The sequence below is a fragment of the Pseudomonas chlororaphis subsp. chlororaphis genome (assembly GCF_003945765.1).
Lineage (GTDB): Bacteria > Pseudomonadota > Gammaproteobacteria > Pseudomonadales > Pseudomonadaceae > Aquipseudomonas > Aquipseudomonas chlororaphis.
Window position 1 is genome coordinate 4,703,184 of the sequence record NZ_CP027712.1, and the last position, 17,642, is coordinate 4,720,825.

A 17,642-nucleotide genomic window follows, 5' to 3' on the forward strand; every position below is an offset into this window, starting at 1 on the left:
TCAAATCGCCTCAAGTTCGCTCAAGAAATCTCTAAGATCATCAAAATCGGCAGTACTGCCCGACCGGCAATCGCCGGCGGCCTTGGCATAGGCCTGCAACGACTCGGTCTGGAACAGCGCGGCCAACGGCACTTCAAGCCCCAGCTCGGCATGCACCCGCGAGGTGATCTGGGTCGCCAGCAGGGAATGACCGCCCAGCTCGAAGAAGTGGTCGTTCAAACCGACCCGTGGCAAACCCAGGACCTCGGCCCAGATGGCCGCGATCTGTTGTTCCAGTTCGTTTTCGGGCGCCACGTATTCCTGTTGCAACAGGCTGGCGTCCGGCAGTGGCAGCCCCTTGCGGTCCAGCTTGCCGTTGGGGGTCAGCGGCATCTGTTCGAGGAACATCAGGTGCGTCGGCACCATGTAGTCCGGCAGACGAGCCTTCAGCGCCCGGCGCAGGTTCTCGCGGCACGTCGCCTGGGCGGCAGCATCCGCGGCCACTGTCGGGTCCAGGGTGACGATGTAACCCACCAACTGCTTGCCGCTCGGCCCGGCCTGGGCCACCACCACCGCTTCGCGCACCGAGTCCTGCTCGCGCAGGCGGGCTTCGATCTCGCCCAGCTCGATACGGAAACCGCGGACTTTCACCTGATGGTCGACCCGCCCCAGGTAGTCCACCACGCCGTCCGGCCGGCCACGGGTCAGGTCGCCGCTGCGGTACACGCGGCTGCCCGGTGCGCCGAAGGGGTCCGGGACAAAACGTTCGGCGGTCAATGCCGGACGCTCCAGGTAACCACGGGCCACGCCTTCGCCGCCGAGGTACAACTCACCGGCCACGCCGATCGGTTGCAGGTTCAGTTGCGCGTCCAGCACGTAACCGCTGCGGTTGCCCAACAGTTCGCCGATGGGTGCATAGGCCGCGCCGCATGGATCGCCCTTACGCGCCTTCCACAGCAGCGGCGTGACCACGGTTTCGGTCGGGCCGTAGCCGTTGAACAAATAGGTCGGACGCAGTGCGCGCCAGGCCAGGTCGTAGCTGGACTGCGCCACCGCGTCACCACCGAAGCAATAAACACGGACTGCCGGTGGGTTGCCGTCGCGCTCGGCATGCTCGGCCAGTTGTTGCAGGTACACCGGTGGGAATACCCCCACAGTCACGCCATGGCGATGCATCTGCGCGTAGGTGTGTTCCGGCAGCCACAGGCTGTCGTCGCGGATCAGCACCCGGGCGCCGTTGATCAGCGGGTGCATCCAGCCTTCGTGGGAGCCGTCGAAGGCAAAGGACATGAAATGCAGCTCGCAATCCGCCGGGGTCATTTCATACCGTTCGCCAGTGGCGATGATGTGCGCCACCAACGGGCCATGGGATACGGCCACACCTTTCGGCATGCCGGTGGAGCCGGAGGTGTAGATCACGTAGGCCAGGTTGTCGCCGTCCAGCGCCACGTTCGGCGCGCTGTCGCTGTAATCGGCCCAGTCCTGGGTGCGGTCCACCGCCAGGCTGTCCAGCCCGTCCGGGATCGGTAGCTGTTGCTGCACCGCGGTGTGGGTCAGCAGCAACTTTGCGCGGCTGTCCTGCATCATGTACAGCAGGCGATCGCGCGGGTATTCCACGTCCAGCGGCACATACACGCCGCCAGCTTTCAACACCGCGAGGAAGGCCACCATGATCTCGGCGCTGCGCGGCATGGCGATCGCCACCCGCACTTCCGGGCCGACGCCACGGGCGATCAGCGCCCGGGCCAGGCGGTTGGCGCGGCTTTCCAGCTCGCCGTAGCTCAACTGTTGCTCGCCGAAAAGCACCGCTACGGCCTCGGGATTTTCCCTGGCGCGGTCGGCCACCAATTCATGCACCAGACGCTGGGCCGAGAAGCCGGCATCCGTGCGATCCCACAGGGTCAGGATCTGCTGCTGTTCGCTATCGTCGAGCAGCACCACCTGGGCAAGGCTCTGCTGCCGGTCGGCGACCATGCCTTGCAACAGGTTCTGCCAATGCCGGGCCATGCGCTCGATGGTCGCGGCCTCGAACAGGTCGGTGGCATAACTCAGGGACGCCCGCAGCTCGGCCGGCGCCTCCTCGATATCCAGGGCCAGGTCGAACTGGGCCACGCCTTCGTCCCAGGTCACCACGTCGATATCCAGTTGCGCCATGGACTGCAATTGACTGTCGGCCGAGGTCACGCGGTGGTTGAACATCACCTGGAACAGCGGGCTGAGGCTCAGGCTGCGCTCGGGTTGCAGCGCCTCCACCAGTTGCTCGAACGGCAGGTCCTGGTGGGCCTGGGCCTCCAGCGCGCGCTGCTTGACCTGTTGCAACAGCTGGGCAACCGTCATCTGCCCGTCGATATCGGCCTTGAGCACCTGGGTGTTGACGAAGAAGCCGATCAGGCGCTCGGTCTCGACCCGGTTGCGGTTGGCAATCGGCACGCCGACGCGAATGTCTTCCTGGCCGCTGTAGCGATGCAGCAGGGCCTGGAACGAAGCCAGCAACAGCATGAACAGGGTCACGCCCTCGCCCTGGGCCAGGGTCTGGAGGTCCGCCAGCAGCTGCGCATCCAGCCGCAGGTCCAGGCGCGCGCCACGGTGGCTTTGCACCGCCGGGCGCGGGTGATCGAACGGCAATTCCAGCACCGGCTGTTCGCCGCCCAGCTGTTGCATCCAGTAGTCCAGCTGGCGCTGTTTCTCGCCGGCTTCCATCCACTGGCGTTGCCATACGGCGTAGTCCGCGTACTGGATCGGCAGCGCCGGCAAGTGCAGGTCCTGGCCCTGGCTGTAGGCGCCGTACAACTGCACCAGCTCATCGACCATGACCTGCATCGACCAACCGTCGGAGACGATGTGGTGCTGCACCAGCACCAGCACATGCTCATCCTCGGCCAGGCGCAGCAGCTTGACCCGCAACAGCGGCCCCTGCTGCAAATCGAACGGCCGGGCAATCTCTTCCATCACCCGGGCCTTGAGGCTGGCCTCGTCGGTTGTCGCCAGAGCGATGTCGAGGGTTGCCTCGGCGCGAATCACCTGCACCGTGCGCTGGCCATCCTGCTGCAGATGGGTGCGCAGGCTTTCATGACGCGCCACCAGGCTGTCGAAGCTGCGCTGCAACGCAGCCGGGTCCAGCCAGCCCTTCAGGCGCAGGGCGCTGGGGATATGGTAGGCGGCGCTCTGCGGCTCCAGCTGCCAGAGGAACCACTGGCGTTCCTGGGCATAGGACAGCGGCAACGGCAGGTCGCGGCTGATCCTGTGGATCGCCGGGACCTCGCTGGCCACGTTACCCAGCGCGTTGACGAAATCCCCCAGCAGCGGTTGCTCGAACAGGGTCTTCAGCGCGACCTCGATGCCCAGCGCCTGGCGTACCCGCGAGACCACCCGCGTGGCCAGCAGGGAGTGGCCGCCCAGCTCGAAGAAGTGGTCTTCCAGGCCGATGCGTTCGGCCCCCAGGATATCCGCCCAGATCGCCGCGACCTGTTGTTCTTTCTCGCTGACCGCCGGCACATGGCGTTTCTGCAACAGGCTGGCGTCCGGTTTCGGCAGGGCCTTGCGGTCCAGCTTGCCGTTCGGCGTCAGCGGCATGCGTTCGAGGAACAGCAGGTAGGCCGGCACCATGTAGTCCGGCAGCGATTCGCGCAGGGCCGCCTTGAAGCGCTCGCGCAGCACTGCCTGATCCGCCTCGGTGGTCGCGTCCCGAGTCACGTCCTGGAGGACCAGATAGGCGACCAGTCGATCGTTCTCGGCCAGCACCACCGCTTCGCGGACCTCGGCCTGGTCCCGCAGGCGGCTTTCGATTTCCCCCAGCTCGATACGGAAACCGCGCACCTTCACCTGATGGTCGACCCGGCCGATGTACTCGACCACACCATCGGCGCGATAACGCGCCAGGTCGCCGGTGCGGTACAGCCGCGCGCCCGAACCGCCGAACGGATCGGGCACGAAGCGCTCGGCGGTCAGCGCCGCCTGGCCGTGGTAACCACGGGCCAGGCCGACACCGCCGATCAGCAGCTCGCCGGTGGCACCTACCGGGCACGGCGCCAGGTCGGCATTGAGGATAAACAGCGAGGTATTGGCAATCGGCCGACCGACAAAGGGCTGGGCGTCGCACAGGCGATAGGCCGCCGACCAGATGGTGGTTTCGGTCGGACCATAGAGGTTCCACACCGTGCCTTGCAGGTCGAGCATGCGCTGGGCCAGGTCGTTCGGCAGCGCCTCGCCGCCGCACAGGCACTTGACGCCGCGCAACAGGGAATGCCGCTCGCTGTCGAGCAGCATGCGCCAGGTCGATGGCGTGGCCTGCACCACACTGGCCGCCCGGGCTTGCAGCAGGTCGAGAATCGCTTGCGGGTCCAGCGCCAGCGCCTGGTCGCCCAGCACCACGGTCGCGCCCACGCTCAGCGGTACATAAAGCTCCAGGGCGAAGATGTCGAAGGAGAAGGTGGTCAGCGACAGCATCCGCTCGTCACGGCCGATCCCCAGGGTCGTGGCCATGCCGCTGGTGAAGCTGCTCAGCGCCTGATGACGGATCATCACGCCCTTGGGCTTGCCGGTGGAGCCCGAGGTGTAGATCACATACGCCAGATGCTCAGGCGACTGCACTGCATTCGGGTTCTCGGTGCTGAACCCGGCGTCGGCGCCCTGTCCGTCCACCAGCAGTACCCGCGGGCCGCTTGGCAGTTGCAAGCGCTCGCGCAAACGCTCCTGGGTCAGCAGCACCTGGGCACGGCTGTCTTCGAGCATGAAGGCCAGGCGCTCGGCCGGGTATTGCGGATCGAGCGGCACATAGGCGCCGCCGGCCTTGAGGGTGGCCAGCAGGCCGACCACCATCTCCACCGAACGCTCCAGCGCCACTGCCACCAGCACGTCCGGACCGACCCCGGCGTCCATCAGGCGATGGGCCAGGCGGTTGGCGCGGCGGTTCAGTTCGGCATAGGTCAGCGCCTCGCCGTTGCAGTGCAGGGCAATGGCCTGCGGTTGCGCCAACGCCTGGGCCTCGAAGAACTGATGCACGCCCTGGTCCTGTGGATAAGCGGTCGCCGTGGCGTTCCAGTGATGCACGATCTGCTGCCACTGCGGTTCGCTGAGCAGCGGCAAATCATCCAGGCGCGCCGAGGCCTGGGTGGTCACGGCTTGCAGCAGGTTCTGCCAGTGCCGCATCAGGCGTTCCACGGTGGCCGCTTCGAACAGGTCGCTGGCATAGGTCAAGGAGGCCCAGAGACCTTCGGCGGTCTCCTGGGTGTCCAGGTTGAGGTCGAACTGCGCGGTGTGGCTGTTCCACTGCAAGCCTTCCATCAGCAGGCCGGGCAGTTGCCGGGTGTTACGCGCGTCGCTCTGATGGTTGAACATCACCTGGAACAGCGGGTTGTGGCTCAGGCTACGCTCAGGTTGCAGTGCCTCCACCAGCTGCTCGAACGGCAGGTCCTGATGGCTCTGCGCTTGCAGCGCGCGCTGCCTGACCTGCTGCAACAGCCCGGCAAAGGTCATCTGAGCGTCGATATCGGCCTTGAGCACCTGGGTGTTGACGAAGAAGCCGAGCAGATGTTCGGTTTCCACCCGGTTGCGGTTGGCGATCGGTACGCCTATGCGGATATCCGCCTGGCCGCTGTAGCGGTACAGCAGGGTCTGGAACGCGGCCAGCAACAGCATGAACATCGTCACGCCTTCGCGCTGGGCCAGGGCCTTGAGCTGCTGCACCAATTCCGGCTCCAGCGCCAGATCCAGGCGCGCGCCACGATGGCTCTGCAGCGCCGGGCGTGGACGATCCAGGGGCAACTCCAGCACCGGCTGTTCGCCACCCAGCAAGGTTTGCCAGTAATCCAGCTGGCGCGCCTTCTCCCCTGCTTCCATCCAGTTGCGCTGCCACTGGGCGTAGTCGGCGTACTGGATCGGCAGCGCCGGCAGTTGCAGGTCCTGGCCCTCACGGTAAGCGGCGTACAGCTGCACCAGCTCATCGACCATGATCTGCATCGACCAGCCGTCGGAGACGATATGGTGCTGGACCAGCACCAGCACATGCTCCTGCGCGCTCAAGCGCAGCAGGCTGACCCGCAACAGCGGGCCCTGTTCCAGGTCGAACGGCCAGGCGATTTCCTCGTCCACCAGGCTTTCCAGCCGGGCTTCGTCGGCCTCGATCAAGCGGATCGCGATGGCCCCTTCGGCGTCGATCACCTGCACGGTGCGTTCGCCGTCCTGCAACAGACGGGTGCGCAGGCTTTCGTGGCGCGCCACCAGGGCATCGAAACTGCGCTGCAAGGCGTCCAGGTCCAGCTTGCCCTTCAGGCGCAGGGCGCTGGGCACATGGTAGGCGGCGCTGTCGGGCTCCAGCTGCCAGAGGAACCACTGGCGTTCCTGGGCATAGGACAACGCCAGCGGCTGGCCACGTTCCAGGACCTGCATCGGCGGCGTGCCGGCCCCTTGCACCCCAGCGCAGGCGGCGGCGAAAGCGCCCAGGGTCGGCTGCTCGAACAAGGTCCGTAGCGGCACTTCCAGGTGCAGCTCATGACGGACCCGGGAGATGACCTGGGTGGCCATCAGCGAGTGCCCGCCGCGCGCGAAGAAGTGCTCGCCCAGGCCGACAGGCGCGCTTTGCAAGACGTCTTCCCAGATCGCCGCGAGCTGGCGCTGCAAGCGGGTTTGCGGCGCTTGATAAGCCTCGCCGCCCTGAGTCTGGTCGGGTTTGGGCAGGGCCTTGCGGTCCAGCTTGCCGTTGTTGTTCAGCGGCAGGCGGTCGAGCAACAGCAGGTGGCTCGGCAGCATGTAGTCCGGCAACGAACGGGCCAGCGCCTGCAACAGTTGCGCGCGATAAGCGTCCTGCGATGGCGGGGTCGCCAGGGCCGGATCGCTGGCCACCACATACGCCACCAGTTGCGCGCCCGCCGGGCTGTCCTGGGCGATCACCGCCGCCTCGCGCACCTGTTCCAGGGCTTGCAGGCAGGCTTCGATCTCGCCCGTTTCGATGCGGAAACCGCGAATCTTCACCTGATGGTCGATACGGCCGACGTACTCCAGGTCCGCGCCGTTGTAACGGGCCAGGTCACCGCTGCGATAGAGCCGCGCCCCCGGTTCGGCGGCGAAGGGGTCGGGCAGGAAACGCTCGGCGGTCAAGCCGGGGCGATCGAAATAACGCTGCGCCAGGCCGGACGACGCGCCAATGCACAGCTCACCGACACCACCGGCCGGCAACAGCTGGCCGGCGCTGTCGAGGACATAGAGCGTGCGTCCGCCAATGGCCCGGCCGATCGGCACGCCAAAGGCATCGCTGGCGTCTTCCAGGCGACACTCATGCACGCTGGAGACCACCGTGGCCTCGGTCGGGCCGTAGGTATTGAGCAGGCGCACATGCCCCAGGCCAGCCTCGTGCCACAGGCGCAGGCCTTCGACGGACATGGCTTCGCCGCCCACATGCATCTGGCGCAGGCGGCCCAGGGAACGCTTGGCGTCGATCGCGCACTCGCGGGCCAGCAGGTACCAGTAAGCCGCCGGCAAGTCGGCCAGGGTCACGCCATGGCGGACCATCTCGTCCGCCAGTTGCCCGACATCCCAGGGCTCGTCGCCACGCATGACCAGGGCCGCGCCGACGCAGAGTGGTGGATAGCACTGCTCGACAAAACCGTCGAAGCTCACGGTGGCGAACTGCAGAACCCGGTCCTCGGCCGTCAGCCGCGAATACTCCGCGGCGGTCTGGCAGAACTCGCGCAGCGCGCCGTGATCGATGGCCACGCCCTTGGGCAGGCCAGTGGAACCGGAGGTGTAGATCACATACGCCAGGTCGCTGGCGGCGGCGCGGTTCTGCGGATCGCTGTCGGCATACGCCGCCAGCTCAGTGTGCAGATCGTCCAGGCGCAACGCTGCCAAGCCCAGTCGCGGCAACGATGCCGGCAGTACCAGATCTTCCAGCAGCCCGGCTGCGCACAGCAGCAGGTCCAGGCGGCTGTCCTCGATCATGTAGGCCAGACGTTCGGCCGGGTATTTCGGGTCGAGCGGCACATAGGCCGCGCCGCTTTTGAGCACCGCCAGCAGGCTGACGATCAACTGCGGGCCTCGCCCCATGGCCAGGCCGACCCGCTGGCCGGGCGCCACGCCCTGCTCCAGCAGGCGGTGCGCCAGGCGGTTGGCCAGGGCATTCAACTGGCCATAACTCAAGCGTTGGTCGCCGGCTTGCAGCGCCAGCGCGTCCGGGGTGGCGGCGGCCTGCGCGGCAAAACGCTGGTGCACCAGCTGTTCGCTGTGCAGGTGCAGCGCCTGGGGCTGGCTCACGGCGAGGACCGCGGCCTGCCCGGCGCCATCCAGCAGGCGCAGTTCGCCCAGCGGCGCCTGCGGCGAGACGACCATCTGCGCCAGCAGGTGCTGGAGGTCGGCGCTCAATTGCGCGACCTGGGCGGCGCTGAAGCGCGCCAGGTCATAGCTGAACTCCAGGCTCAGCCCGGCGCCGAGCTCGATGCCCAGGGTCAGCGGATAGTGGGTGCGCTCGTGGTTGTGCAGCTCACCGAACGCCAGTCCGGCCGGCGCGCCGCCCTTGAGGGCCTCGGCCACCGGGAAGTTCTCGAACACCAGCAGGCTGTCGAACAGTGCCGTGCCCTGCTGCCCCGCCCAGCCCTGGATGTCGTAGAGCGGTATATGTTCGTACTCGCGCATGCTCAGGTTGAGGTTCTGCAGCGCGGCCAGCCACTGGTTCAGCGGCTGGTCCGGCGCCGCCGCGCAGACCAGCGGCAGGGTATTGATGAACAGCCCCAGTTGCTGCTCGATACCCGGCAAGGCCGCCGAACGCCCGGCCACCGTGGCGCCGAAGACCACGCAATCCTGCCCGGTATAGCGTTGCAGCAGCAGGCCCCAGGCCGCTTGCACCAGGGTGTTGAGGGTGACCTTGTGCTGCCGGGCGAAGTCCGCCAGCCGCTGGGTCGCGGCTGCGTCCAGGGCCACTCGGTACTCGGCGCTGCCGCTGCCGTCGACCGGCGGACGCAAGGCCTCGGCCAGCAATGTCGGGGTTTGCAGCGGGGCCAGCACGGCCTTCCAGAACTGTTCGCCAGCAGCGCTCGACTGCTGCTGCAACCAGCCCAGGTAGTCGCTGTATTGACTCAAGGGCTGACTCAAGGGCTGGCCCGGGGCCTGTCCGGCATAGTCCTGGATCACTTCGGCGAGCAGCTGCGCGTTGCTCCAGCCGTCCATCAGGATGTGGTGGCTGGTGTAGATCAGGTGCCAGGCATCGTCGCCGCAGCGGACCAGTTGCAGGCGCAGCAGCGGCGCGCCGCTCAGTTCGAAACCACGCTTGCGCTCGGCGCTCGCCAGGATTTCGAGGTCCGCGGCGGCGTCCTCGATGACCTGCCATGGCAGGTCGACGTGACGGTGTACCACCTGGTGCGCGACTTCCAGCCCCAGCCAGTGGAAGCTGCTGCGCAGGATCGCGTGGCGGTCCAGCGCGGCTTGCCAGGCACAAGCGAAGGCCTGGAGATCCAGGCCGCGGATATCCAGGCGCAGCTGATTGATATAGGCCTCGGCCTGGGGCTCGTACAGGGTGTGGAACAGCATGCCCTGCTGCATCGGCGACAGCGGATAGAGGTCTTCGATGGCGCTGCTGTCCGGAGCCAGCGCATCCAGCTGAGCCTGGCCGATGGTCGCCAGTGGGAAGTCCGACGGCGTGGCCTGGCCGGCCGGGACCGTGCAGCAATGGGCGATCAGCGCCTTGAGCTCCAAGACATAGGCGTCGGCCAGGCGCTGCACGGTGGCGTCCTCGAACATCTCGTGGCTGAAACCCCATTGCAGCGCCAGCTCGCCACCGTAGACCTGCCCTTCCAGGGTCAGCCAGTTGGCCAGCGGCGCATCCGGGTCCTGGGCGCGGCCGCTGCTTTCCACGGCAGGGACCAGCAGCGCCGTGTCGTCGAACTGACGGTCGAACTGCCCCAGGTAGTTGAAGGTGATGCGCGGCGCCGGCAACGCCTGCAGCAGCTCGCGGCTGCCCGGCTCGCCCAGGTAACGCAGCAGGCCATAGCCCAGGCCTTTGCCCGGCACGGCGCGCAGTTGTTCCTTGATCGCCTTGATCGCGCTCGCCAGTTCGTCCTGGGGTTGCAGGCGGACCGGGAACAGGCTGGTGAACCAGCCGACGGTGCGGCTCAGGTCCAGGTCAGCGGACAGCTCTTCGCGAGCAAGGTTTTCACGGCCATGGCCTTCGAGCTGGATCAGTGCCGCGTCCTGCCCGCTCCAGCGGCAGAGCACCCGGGCCAGCGCGGTCAGCAGCAGGTCGTTGACCTGGGTGCGATAGGCCGCCGGCGCGCTTTGCAGCAGTTGCCGGGTCAGCTCGCTGTCCAGCCGCGATTCGATCTTGCGCTCCAGGCGATTGTGCAGGCCGCCTTGCGGGTTATCGCACGGCAGGTCGAGCCCGGCCTGTTGCTGCGCCTGCCAGTAAGGCAGTTGCGCCTCCATTTGCCGGACATGGCTTTGCAGTTGTTCGGCCCAGGCCTGGTAGGCGCTGGTCTTGGCCGGCAAGGCCACTGCGTTACCCGCCGCCAGCTGGCCGTAGGCGCGCTGCAGGTCCTCGAGCACGATGCGCCAGGACACGCCGTCCACCACCAGGTGGTGGATGACCAGCAACAGGCGCTGGCTGCCATCGGCCAGATCCATCAGCGCGGCCCGCAACAACGGCCCCTGCTGCAGGTTCAGGCTGCGCTGGGCCTCGTCGCAGAGCACAGCCAGGGCTTCGGTGTTTTCAGCCTGGCACTGCCACAGGCCACTCTCGGCGAGCGGTGCGGCGTGGCTTTGCTGCCAGCCGTCGGCGCCCTGGACAAAACGCAGGCGCAGGGCGTCGTGATGATTGAGCACTGCCGTCAGCGCGCCTTCCAGCCACTGCGCGTGCAGCTTCTGGCGCGGGGTCAGGAGCAGCGACTGGTTCCAGTGGCCACGTTCGGCAATCGCCTGCTCGAAGAAATACTCCTGGGCCGGGGTCAGGATCGCCTCGCCGCTGACCGGGCCCTGGTCGATCACGTTCGGGCTCTCGAACACCGCCGCCAGCGCCAGGCTGCGCACCGTCTGGTACTGGAACAGGTCCCGCGGGCTGAGGCGGATGCCGGCCTGGCGGGCGCGGCTGACCACCTGGATCGAGATGATCGAATCGCCGCCCAGTTCGAAGAAATTGTCTTCCAGGCCGACCTGCTCCAGGCCCAGGACGTCGCACCAGATCGCCGCCAGGGCTTTCTGCGTGGCGTCCTCGGGAGCGATGAAGGCCTGCTGCGCTGTGGCTTCGGGCAGCGGCAACGCCTTGCGATCGAGCTTGCCGTTGGCGGTGACCGGCAGTTTCGCCAAGGGCATCAGGTAAGCCGGCACCATGTATTCCGGCAGGCTGCCCAGCAGCCAGGCCTTGAGCTCCTGCTGCCAGGTGGCGGCCGGCTCGGCGTCTTCCAGTACCAGATAACCCACCAGCTGCTTGCCGCCCTGCACCAGCACCACGGCTTCGCGCACCAGCGGGTGCTGCATCAGGCGGGTCTCGATTTCGCCCAGTTCGATGCGCAGCCCGCGCAACTTGACCTGGTGATCGAGGCGGCCGAGGTATTCGATCACCCCGTCGGCGCGCTGGCGCACCCGGTCGCCGGTGCGATACAGGCGCGTGCCGGCCTCGAACGGGCTGGTGACGAAACGCTCGGCCGTCAGCCCCGGACGGCGATGGTAACTGCGGGCCAGGCCGGCGCCACCGAGGTACAGCTCGCCGGCGACACCGGCCGGCACCGGCGACAGCTCGGCGTCCAGCACATAGGTGCGCAGGTTGGCGATCGGACGGCCGATCGGCACGCTAGAAGCGCCCTCGTCGATACAGGTCCAGTGGGTCACGTCGATGGCCGCTTCCGTCGGCCCATAGAGGTTGTACAGCACGGCGTCCGGCAGCTTGGCGAACACCTGCTGCTGGGCATCCAGGGGCAAGGCTTCGCCGCTGCAGACAATGCGCTTGAGGCTGGCGCAGGCCTGTACGCCCGGCTCGTGGATGAACGCCTGGAGCATCGACGGCACAAAATGCAGGGTGCTGATGCCGTGCTTGACGATAGTCTCGATCAACAGCGCCGGCTCGCGATGGGCGCCCGGCGCGGCCACCACCAGGCGCGCACCGGTCAGCAGCGGCCAGAAGAATTCCCAGACCGACACGTCGAAGCTGAACGGGGTCTTTTGCAGCACCGCGTCGCTGCCATCCAGCCCATAGGCGTCCTGCATCCAGCACAGGCGGTTGACCAGCGCGGCGTGGCTGTTGCCGGCGCCCTTGGGCTTGCCGGTGGAACCCGAGGTGTAGATCACGTAGGCCAGGTTCAGCGGCCCGCTGACCAGGGCCAGCGGGGCTTCGCTGTAGCCGTCCAGCCAGTCCTGGCCCTGATCGAGGATCATGACCTTGACCGCCTCGGTCGGCAGCACCGACAGCAACGCGCTTTGCGTGAGCAACAGGGCGATGCCGCTGTCTTCGATCATGTAGGCCAGGCGGTCCAGCGGGTATTCCGGGTCCAGCGGCACATAGGCGCCGCCGGCCTTGAGGATCGCCAGCAGGCCGACCACCATTTCGATCGAGCGCTCGACACAGATACCCACCAGCACGTCCGGGCCCACCCCCTGCTCGCGCAGCAGGTGCGCCAGCTGGTTGGCCCGGGCGTCGAGCTGGGCGTAGCTCAGTTCGCGCCCGGCGAACACCAGGGCCGGCGCGTGCGGCGTGCGCTGCACCTGCTCTTCGATCAACTGGTGCAGGCAGCGCTCGACCGGATAGCGGGCCTCGGTCTGGTTCCACTCCAGCAGCAGTTGCTGCCGTTCGGCGGCGGCCAGCATCGGCAGCTCGCCGACCCGCTGCGCAGTATCGGCGACCATCGCCTGCAACAGGCGGGTCCAGTGCTGCGCCATGCGCTCGATGGTGGCGGCGTCGAACAGGTCGTTGGCGTAGGTCAGCGCGGCCTGCAGCTTGCCGGACTTTTCGAAGGTGTCCAGGGTGAGGTCGAACTGGGTGGTGCGGCTTTGCCACTCCACCAGGCTCAGCTCCAGGCCCGAGGCGGTGCTGACCGCGCTGATGTCGGCGACCTGCGGCTGGTGGTTGTACATCACCTGGAACAGCGGGGTATGGCTCAGGCTGCGCTCCAGCTTGAGCGCTTCCACCAGTTGCTCGAACGGCAGGTCCTGATGGGCCTGGGCGCCGAGGGCCGCTTCCTTGACCTGTTGCAGCAACTGGCTGACCGGCGTCTGCCCGTCCAGCCGGGTACGCAGCACCTGGGTGTTGACGAAGAAACCGATCAGCCCTTCGACTTCCGCGCGGTTGCGGTTGGCGATCGGCACGCCGACGCGGATGTCGTCCTGCCCGGTGTAGCGATGCAGCAGTACGTTGAAGGCCCCGAGCAGCAGCATGAACAGGGTCACGTTGTGCTGCCTGGCGGTGGCGCGCAGTTGCTCGGCCAGGGCCGGCTCGATGACGAAGTCATAGCGGGTGCCGCGATAGCTGGGCATCGCCGGGCGCGGATGGTCGGTGGGCAACTCCAGCACCGGGTGCTCGTCGCCCAATTGTGCCTGCCAGTACTCCAGTTGCCGCGCCTGCTCCCCGGCTTCCAGCCAGCGGCGCTGCCACAGGGCGTAGTCGCTGTACTGGATCGGCAAGGCCGGCAGTTGCGGCGCTTGCTGCCGCTCATGGGCGTCATAGAAACGGATGAATTCGTCGATCAGCACATTCATCGACCAGCCGTCGGAAACGATGTGGTGCAAGGTCAACAGCAGCACATGTTCCTCGTCCGCCAGCTTCAGCAGCTTGACCCGCAGCAGCGGCCCGCTGCCCAGGTCGAACGGTTGCAGCGATTGGCGCTGCGCCTGCTCCGCGACCGCCTGCTCTCGCGCGTCGGGCGCCAGGGCGCTGAGGTCCACCGACTCCACGGGCACCAGGGTCTCGACCGCCACTTGCTCCAGGCGCTCGTCGGCATGGCGCTTGAACACCGTGCGCAGGGTTTCGTGGCGCGCCACCAGGCTGGCGAACGCCTGCTCCAGGGCCGGCAGGTTCAGGGCGCCACGCAGGCGCACCGCGCCCGGCAGGTTATAGGCGCCGCTGTGGGGGTCCATCTGCCAGAGGAACCACATGCGGCGCTGGGCATAGGACAGCGCCTGGCGATCCTCGGCGGCGATCCCGGCGGGAATCGGAAACAACGAAAAGTCGATGTTTTCCGCCCGCAGACCATCGAGGAACACCCGCCGCTTTTCCAGCGGCAGCTCGATAAATCGACTGGCGAGTTTCAGGGACTTTTCAGCATTCATCTGGCTTCATCCGTACATGTTGGGTATCGAGCATTGGCTCGGCTATCCCTACGGAACGGATGGGCAGGAGGAAAAATTAACCCCCGCCCCAGCGCGCCAGACCGCGGCCCGCCGTTAAATTCCACGGATGGCGACTCGTCAAAAGAGGACCATCACTTTCCACACAAGGTCGCGATCATGTCCTCTGCAACCTCACTGGCCAACTTCCTGTCAAACAGCTCGCTGGCAAACGGCTTGCGCAAACTGGTCGGCGCAGGCAACCAGCAGCCGCGCGCCTACCGCCTGATCAATGTCCAACTCAAGCAACGGATCAGCCTCAGCCCCTGCATGGCGCGCTTCGTATTTACCGGCGAGGACGTCGCCCACACCCGCACCCTGGCGCCGGACCAGCGCATCAAGCTGCTGTTCCCCGCTGCCGACGGCCTGCCGCCCGAATTGCCGCGCATCGGTGACTGGCACGCGGCCCGGCGCAAGCTGCCGGCGGCGCAACAACCGCCGATGCGCACCTACACCATCCGCGCCCTGCGCGCCGAGCCCGCGGAGCTGGACGTGGACTTCGTGCTGCACGGGGTCACCGGCCCGGCGTCGCGCTGGGCGACTCAGGCCAAGGTCGGCGACCGCCTGCAAATGGCCGTGCCCGACAAAGCCTTCAGCGGCGACCCCGGCGGCTACGAATGGCAACCGCCGGCGGGAATCCGCAAGGTCCTGCTGATCGGCGACGAAACCGCGCTGCCGGCCATCGCCGGGATTCTCGAAGACCTGATGGAGTACCCGACGCCGCCCGATGTCCAGGCGTTCATCGAAGTGCCCCACGAAAGCGATTGCCTGGCGCTGCGCCACAACCACCAGACCCGCCTGAGCTGGCTGCCCCGCGACGTGCTGGGCGCCAGCCATGGCGAGGCGCTGATGCACGCCGCCCGGGAACTGGCCGAGCTGCCCGCGCCGGGCAAGCACCCACGCCCCCTGAAGCCCCAGGAGAACGCCGACGACCTGCGCCCCTGGGATTCGGCAAAACCTGCGGACAACGGCTTTTATGCCTGGATCGCCGGCGAGTCGGGCACGGTCATGAAGATCCGCCGGCACCTGATCAACGAGCGTGGTCTGGAACGCCGCAACCTGGCGCTGATGGGCTACTGGCGCCTGGGCACGTCGCTGGGCTGACAGATCTGCCTGGACCTTGGGAACGCCGCGGCCGTGCCGGCCGATCGCAGCCTGCGGCAGCGGCTACATTGCCTGGCTCAGGAAACCGCGGTTTCGGCTTGCAGGTGACGCCGACGATGCACCTCAAGGTGGCCCTTGATCAGGCTCAGGACCCTGGCTTCGTGTTCGTGGATGAAGAAGTGCCCGCCCGCCAGCATGTCCACGGAGAAGCTGCCCTGGGTCTCCTTCCTCCAGCCAATCAACTGTTCGGTGGTGGCCCGGTCGGCCTTGCCTCCCAGGACATGCACCGGGCAGTTCAGCAACGGTCGCTGCAGCGGGCGAAAACGGCCACACAGGAGAAAGTCGGCGCGCAGGATCGGCAGGGTCAGGCTCATCAATTCCTGGTTGGCCAATACCTCTTCGCTGGTGCCATTGAGGGTGCGCAACTGTTCGATCAGTTGTTCGTCCGTCTTGGGGTCGGCAAAACCCCGGTCGTAGTCGGTGCGCAGGGTCGGCGCCGCGGTCCCCGAAGCGAACAGCGCCACCGGTTCCGGACAACCCAGGGCCCGCAGGGCGTGGGCCAGCTCGCAGGCCAGCAGCGCCCCCAGGCTATGGCCGAACAAGGCATAGGGCGCACGCAGGCCCGCACGAACTTCCACCGCCAGTTGCCGCGCCAGCTCGCGCATGTCGGTGGCCAGCGGCTCGGCATAACGGGCGCCCCGCCCCGGCAGTTCCACCGGCTGCAATTTCAGCCATTCGGGCAGCTTGCGCCGCCAGCGGCTGTAGACCATGGCGCTGGCTCCGGAATACGGCAGGCACAGCAACGTCAGCTGGGTCACGGTGTTCCCCTTGAAAAAATGATGGTAAAGACTGGACGTGCCACCTGGCCGGCAAATTAGTGCGGCAGCCGGCCTGACGCCCATCTGTAGGAGCAGTCGGTCGACGCTCGATTGCTCGTTATGGTCGTTAACGATACCGCGTCTTGCATTGGGTAAACGCGGTGTTCTCAGGTTCATCGCGAGCAAGCTTCGCTCCTACATTAGATCCCCTTCGCTTGACCGGTCGTCATTGAGTCAGTCATCCCCATAAATTTCCCGATACAGCCTTCGTTCCCTGCTGCAGATCAAACCAACCAACAAGAGAGATCGCCGTGGACTTGCAGACCATTCTGTCAAAGCTGTTCGCCAATGCCGGTGCCGTGGGAATCGAAGGCACCTTTCAATTCGTGTTCGGTCCACAGCTGGCATTCTGGTCACAGGTCCAGGCGCACAGCCGCACCGAAGCCGGCCGGCACCCGGCGCCCGATGTCACCATCGAGGTCGCCCAGGCCGACTTTCTCGGGATCATGGGCGGCAGCGCCAACGTCGAGGAACTGTTCGCCAGCGGCCGCCTGAAGATCGGCGGCAACATGGGCCTGGCCACGCTGCTGCCGCAGATCATCGACCATGCCCGGCATGGCGGTGGCGCGCTGGAAAAGAAAGTCGAGATGAACACTCGCTACCCCACCCCGCCGCGCTACAGCGAGACAGTCTCGGCCGGCCTGCCGACCCAGCGCACGGTGGAACGGCGTCCGCGCAGCGGGCTGTCGGTGGAGGAGTTCAGGACGCATTACCTGCCCCAGGGCATTCCCGTGGTGATCAGCGATGCCCTGCAGGACTGGCCGCTATTCCAGCTCAGCCGCGAAGAATCGCTGGTGCACTTCGCCGAACTGCAAGGCATCACCCGCCACGGCGACTACGTGAAAAAGACCTTTTCCACCGAGCGCGACTTCCGCTCCACCTCGATGGCCGAGTTCATCGCCTCGCTGGACAACCCGGCGCCGAAAAACGCCGACGGCGAACCGCCCGCCTACATGGGCAACAACATCCTGCCGGCGCAGTTGCTGGAGCAGATCCAGTACCCGCCCTACTTCGACCGCTCGCTGTTCATCCCGCCGCGGATCTGGATCGGCCCCAAGGGCACCCTGACCCCGCTGCACCGCGACGACACCGACAACCTGTTTGCCCAGGTCTGGGGCCAGAAGTCCTTCATCCTCGCCGCGCCCCACCACCGTGAGGCGCTGGGCACCTGGTCGACCGCGCCCCAGGGCGGGCTCGACGGTTGCGAGGTCAACCCTGACGCGCCGGACTACGAGCGTTTTCCGGCCTCGCGGAACGTGACCTTCCTGCGGGTCATCCTGGAAGCCGGCGACCTGCTGTTCCTGCCCGAAGGCTGGTTCCACCAGGTAGAGTCGGTGTCCACCTCGCTGTCGGTGAATTTCTGGGTCAACTCCGGGCGCGGCTGGTAGC

At 66.8% G+C, this 17,642-nt stretch carries 4 protein-coding genes; 2 read left to right on the plus strand and 2 right to left on the minus strand.

What is annotated here, in order from left to right; genetic code table 11:
• A complete protein-coding gene (locus tag C4K27_RS21110; protein ID WP_125738081.1) occupies window positions 1–14,214 on the minus strand; it encodes a non-ribosomal peptide synthase/polyketide synthase in 14,214 nt (4,737 codons plus the stop codon).
• 177 nt (window positions 14,215–14,391) lie between these two features.
• Here C4K27_RS21110 and C4K27_RS21115 point away from each other — a divergent pair, with 177 nt between their 5' ends.
• On the plus strand, window positions 14,392–15,375 hold the full coding sequence (locus tag C4K27_RS21115) for a siderophore-interacting protein (protein WP_053262022.1): 984 nt from the start codon (window positions 14,392–14,394) through the stop codon (window positions 15,373–15,375).
• A 77-nt stretch (window positions 15,376–15,452) separates the two neighbouring features.
• Here C4K27_RS21115 and C4K27_RS21120 read toward each other — a convergent pair whose 3' ends face one another.
• Window positions 15,453–16,193, minus strand: a complete 741-nt coding sequence (locus tag C4K27_RS21120; protein ID WP_053262023.1) for a thioesterase II family protein — start codon at window positions 16,191–16,193, stop codon at window positions 15,453–15,455.
• 311 nt (window positions 16,194–16,504) lie between these two features.
• Between C4K27_RS21120 and C4K27_RS21125 the strand changes: the two genes are divergently transcribed.
• On the plus strand, window positions 16,505–17,641 hold the full coding sequence (locus C4K27_RS21125) for a cupin-like domain-containing protein (protein ID WP_053262024.1): 1,137 nt from the start codon (window positions 16,505–16,507) through the stop codon (window positions 17,639–17,641).
• Window position 17,642: the final 1 nt, after the last annotated feature.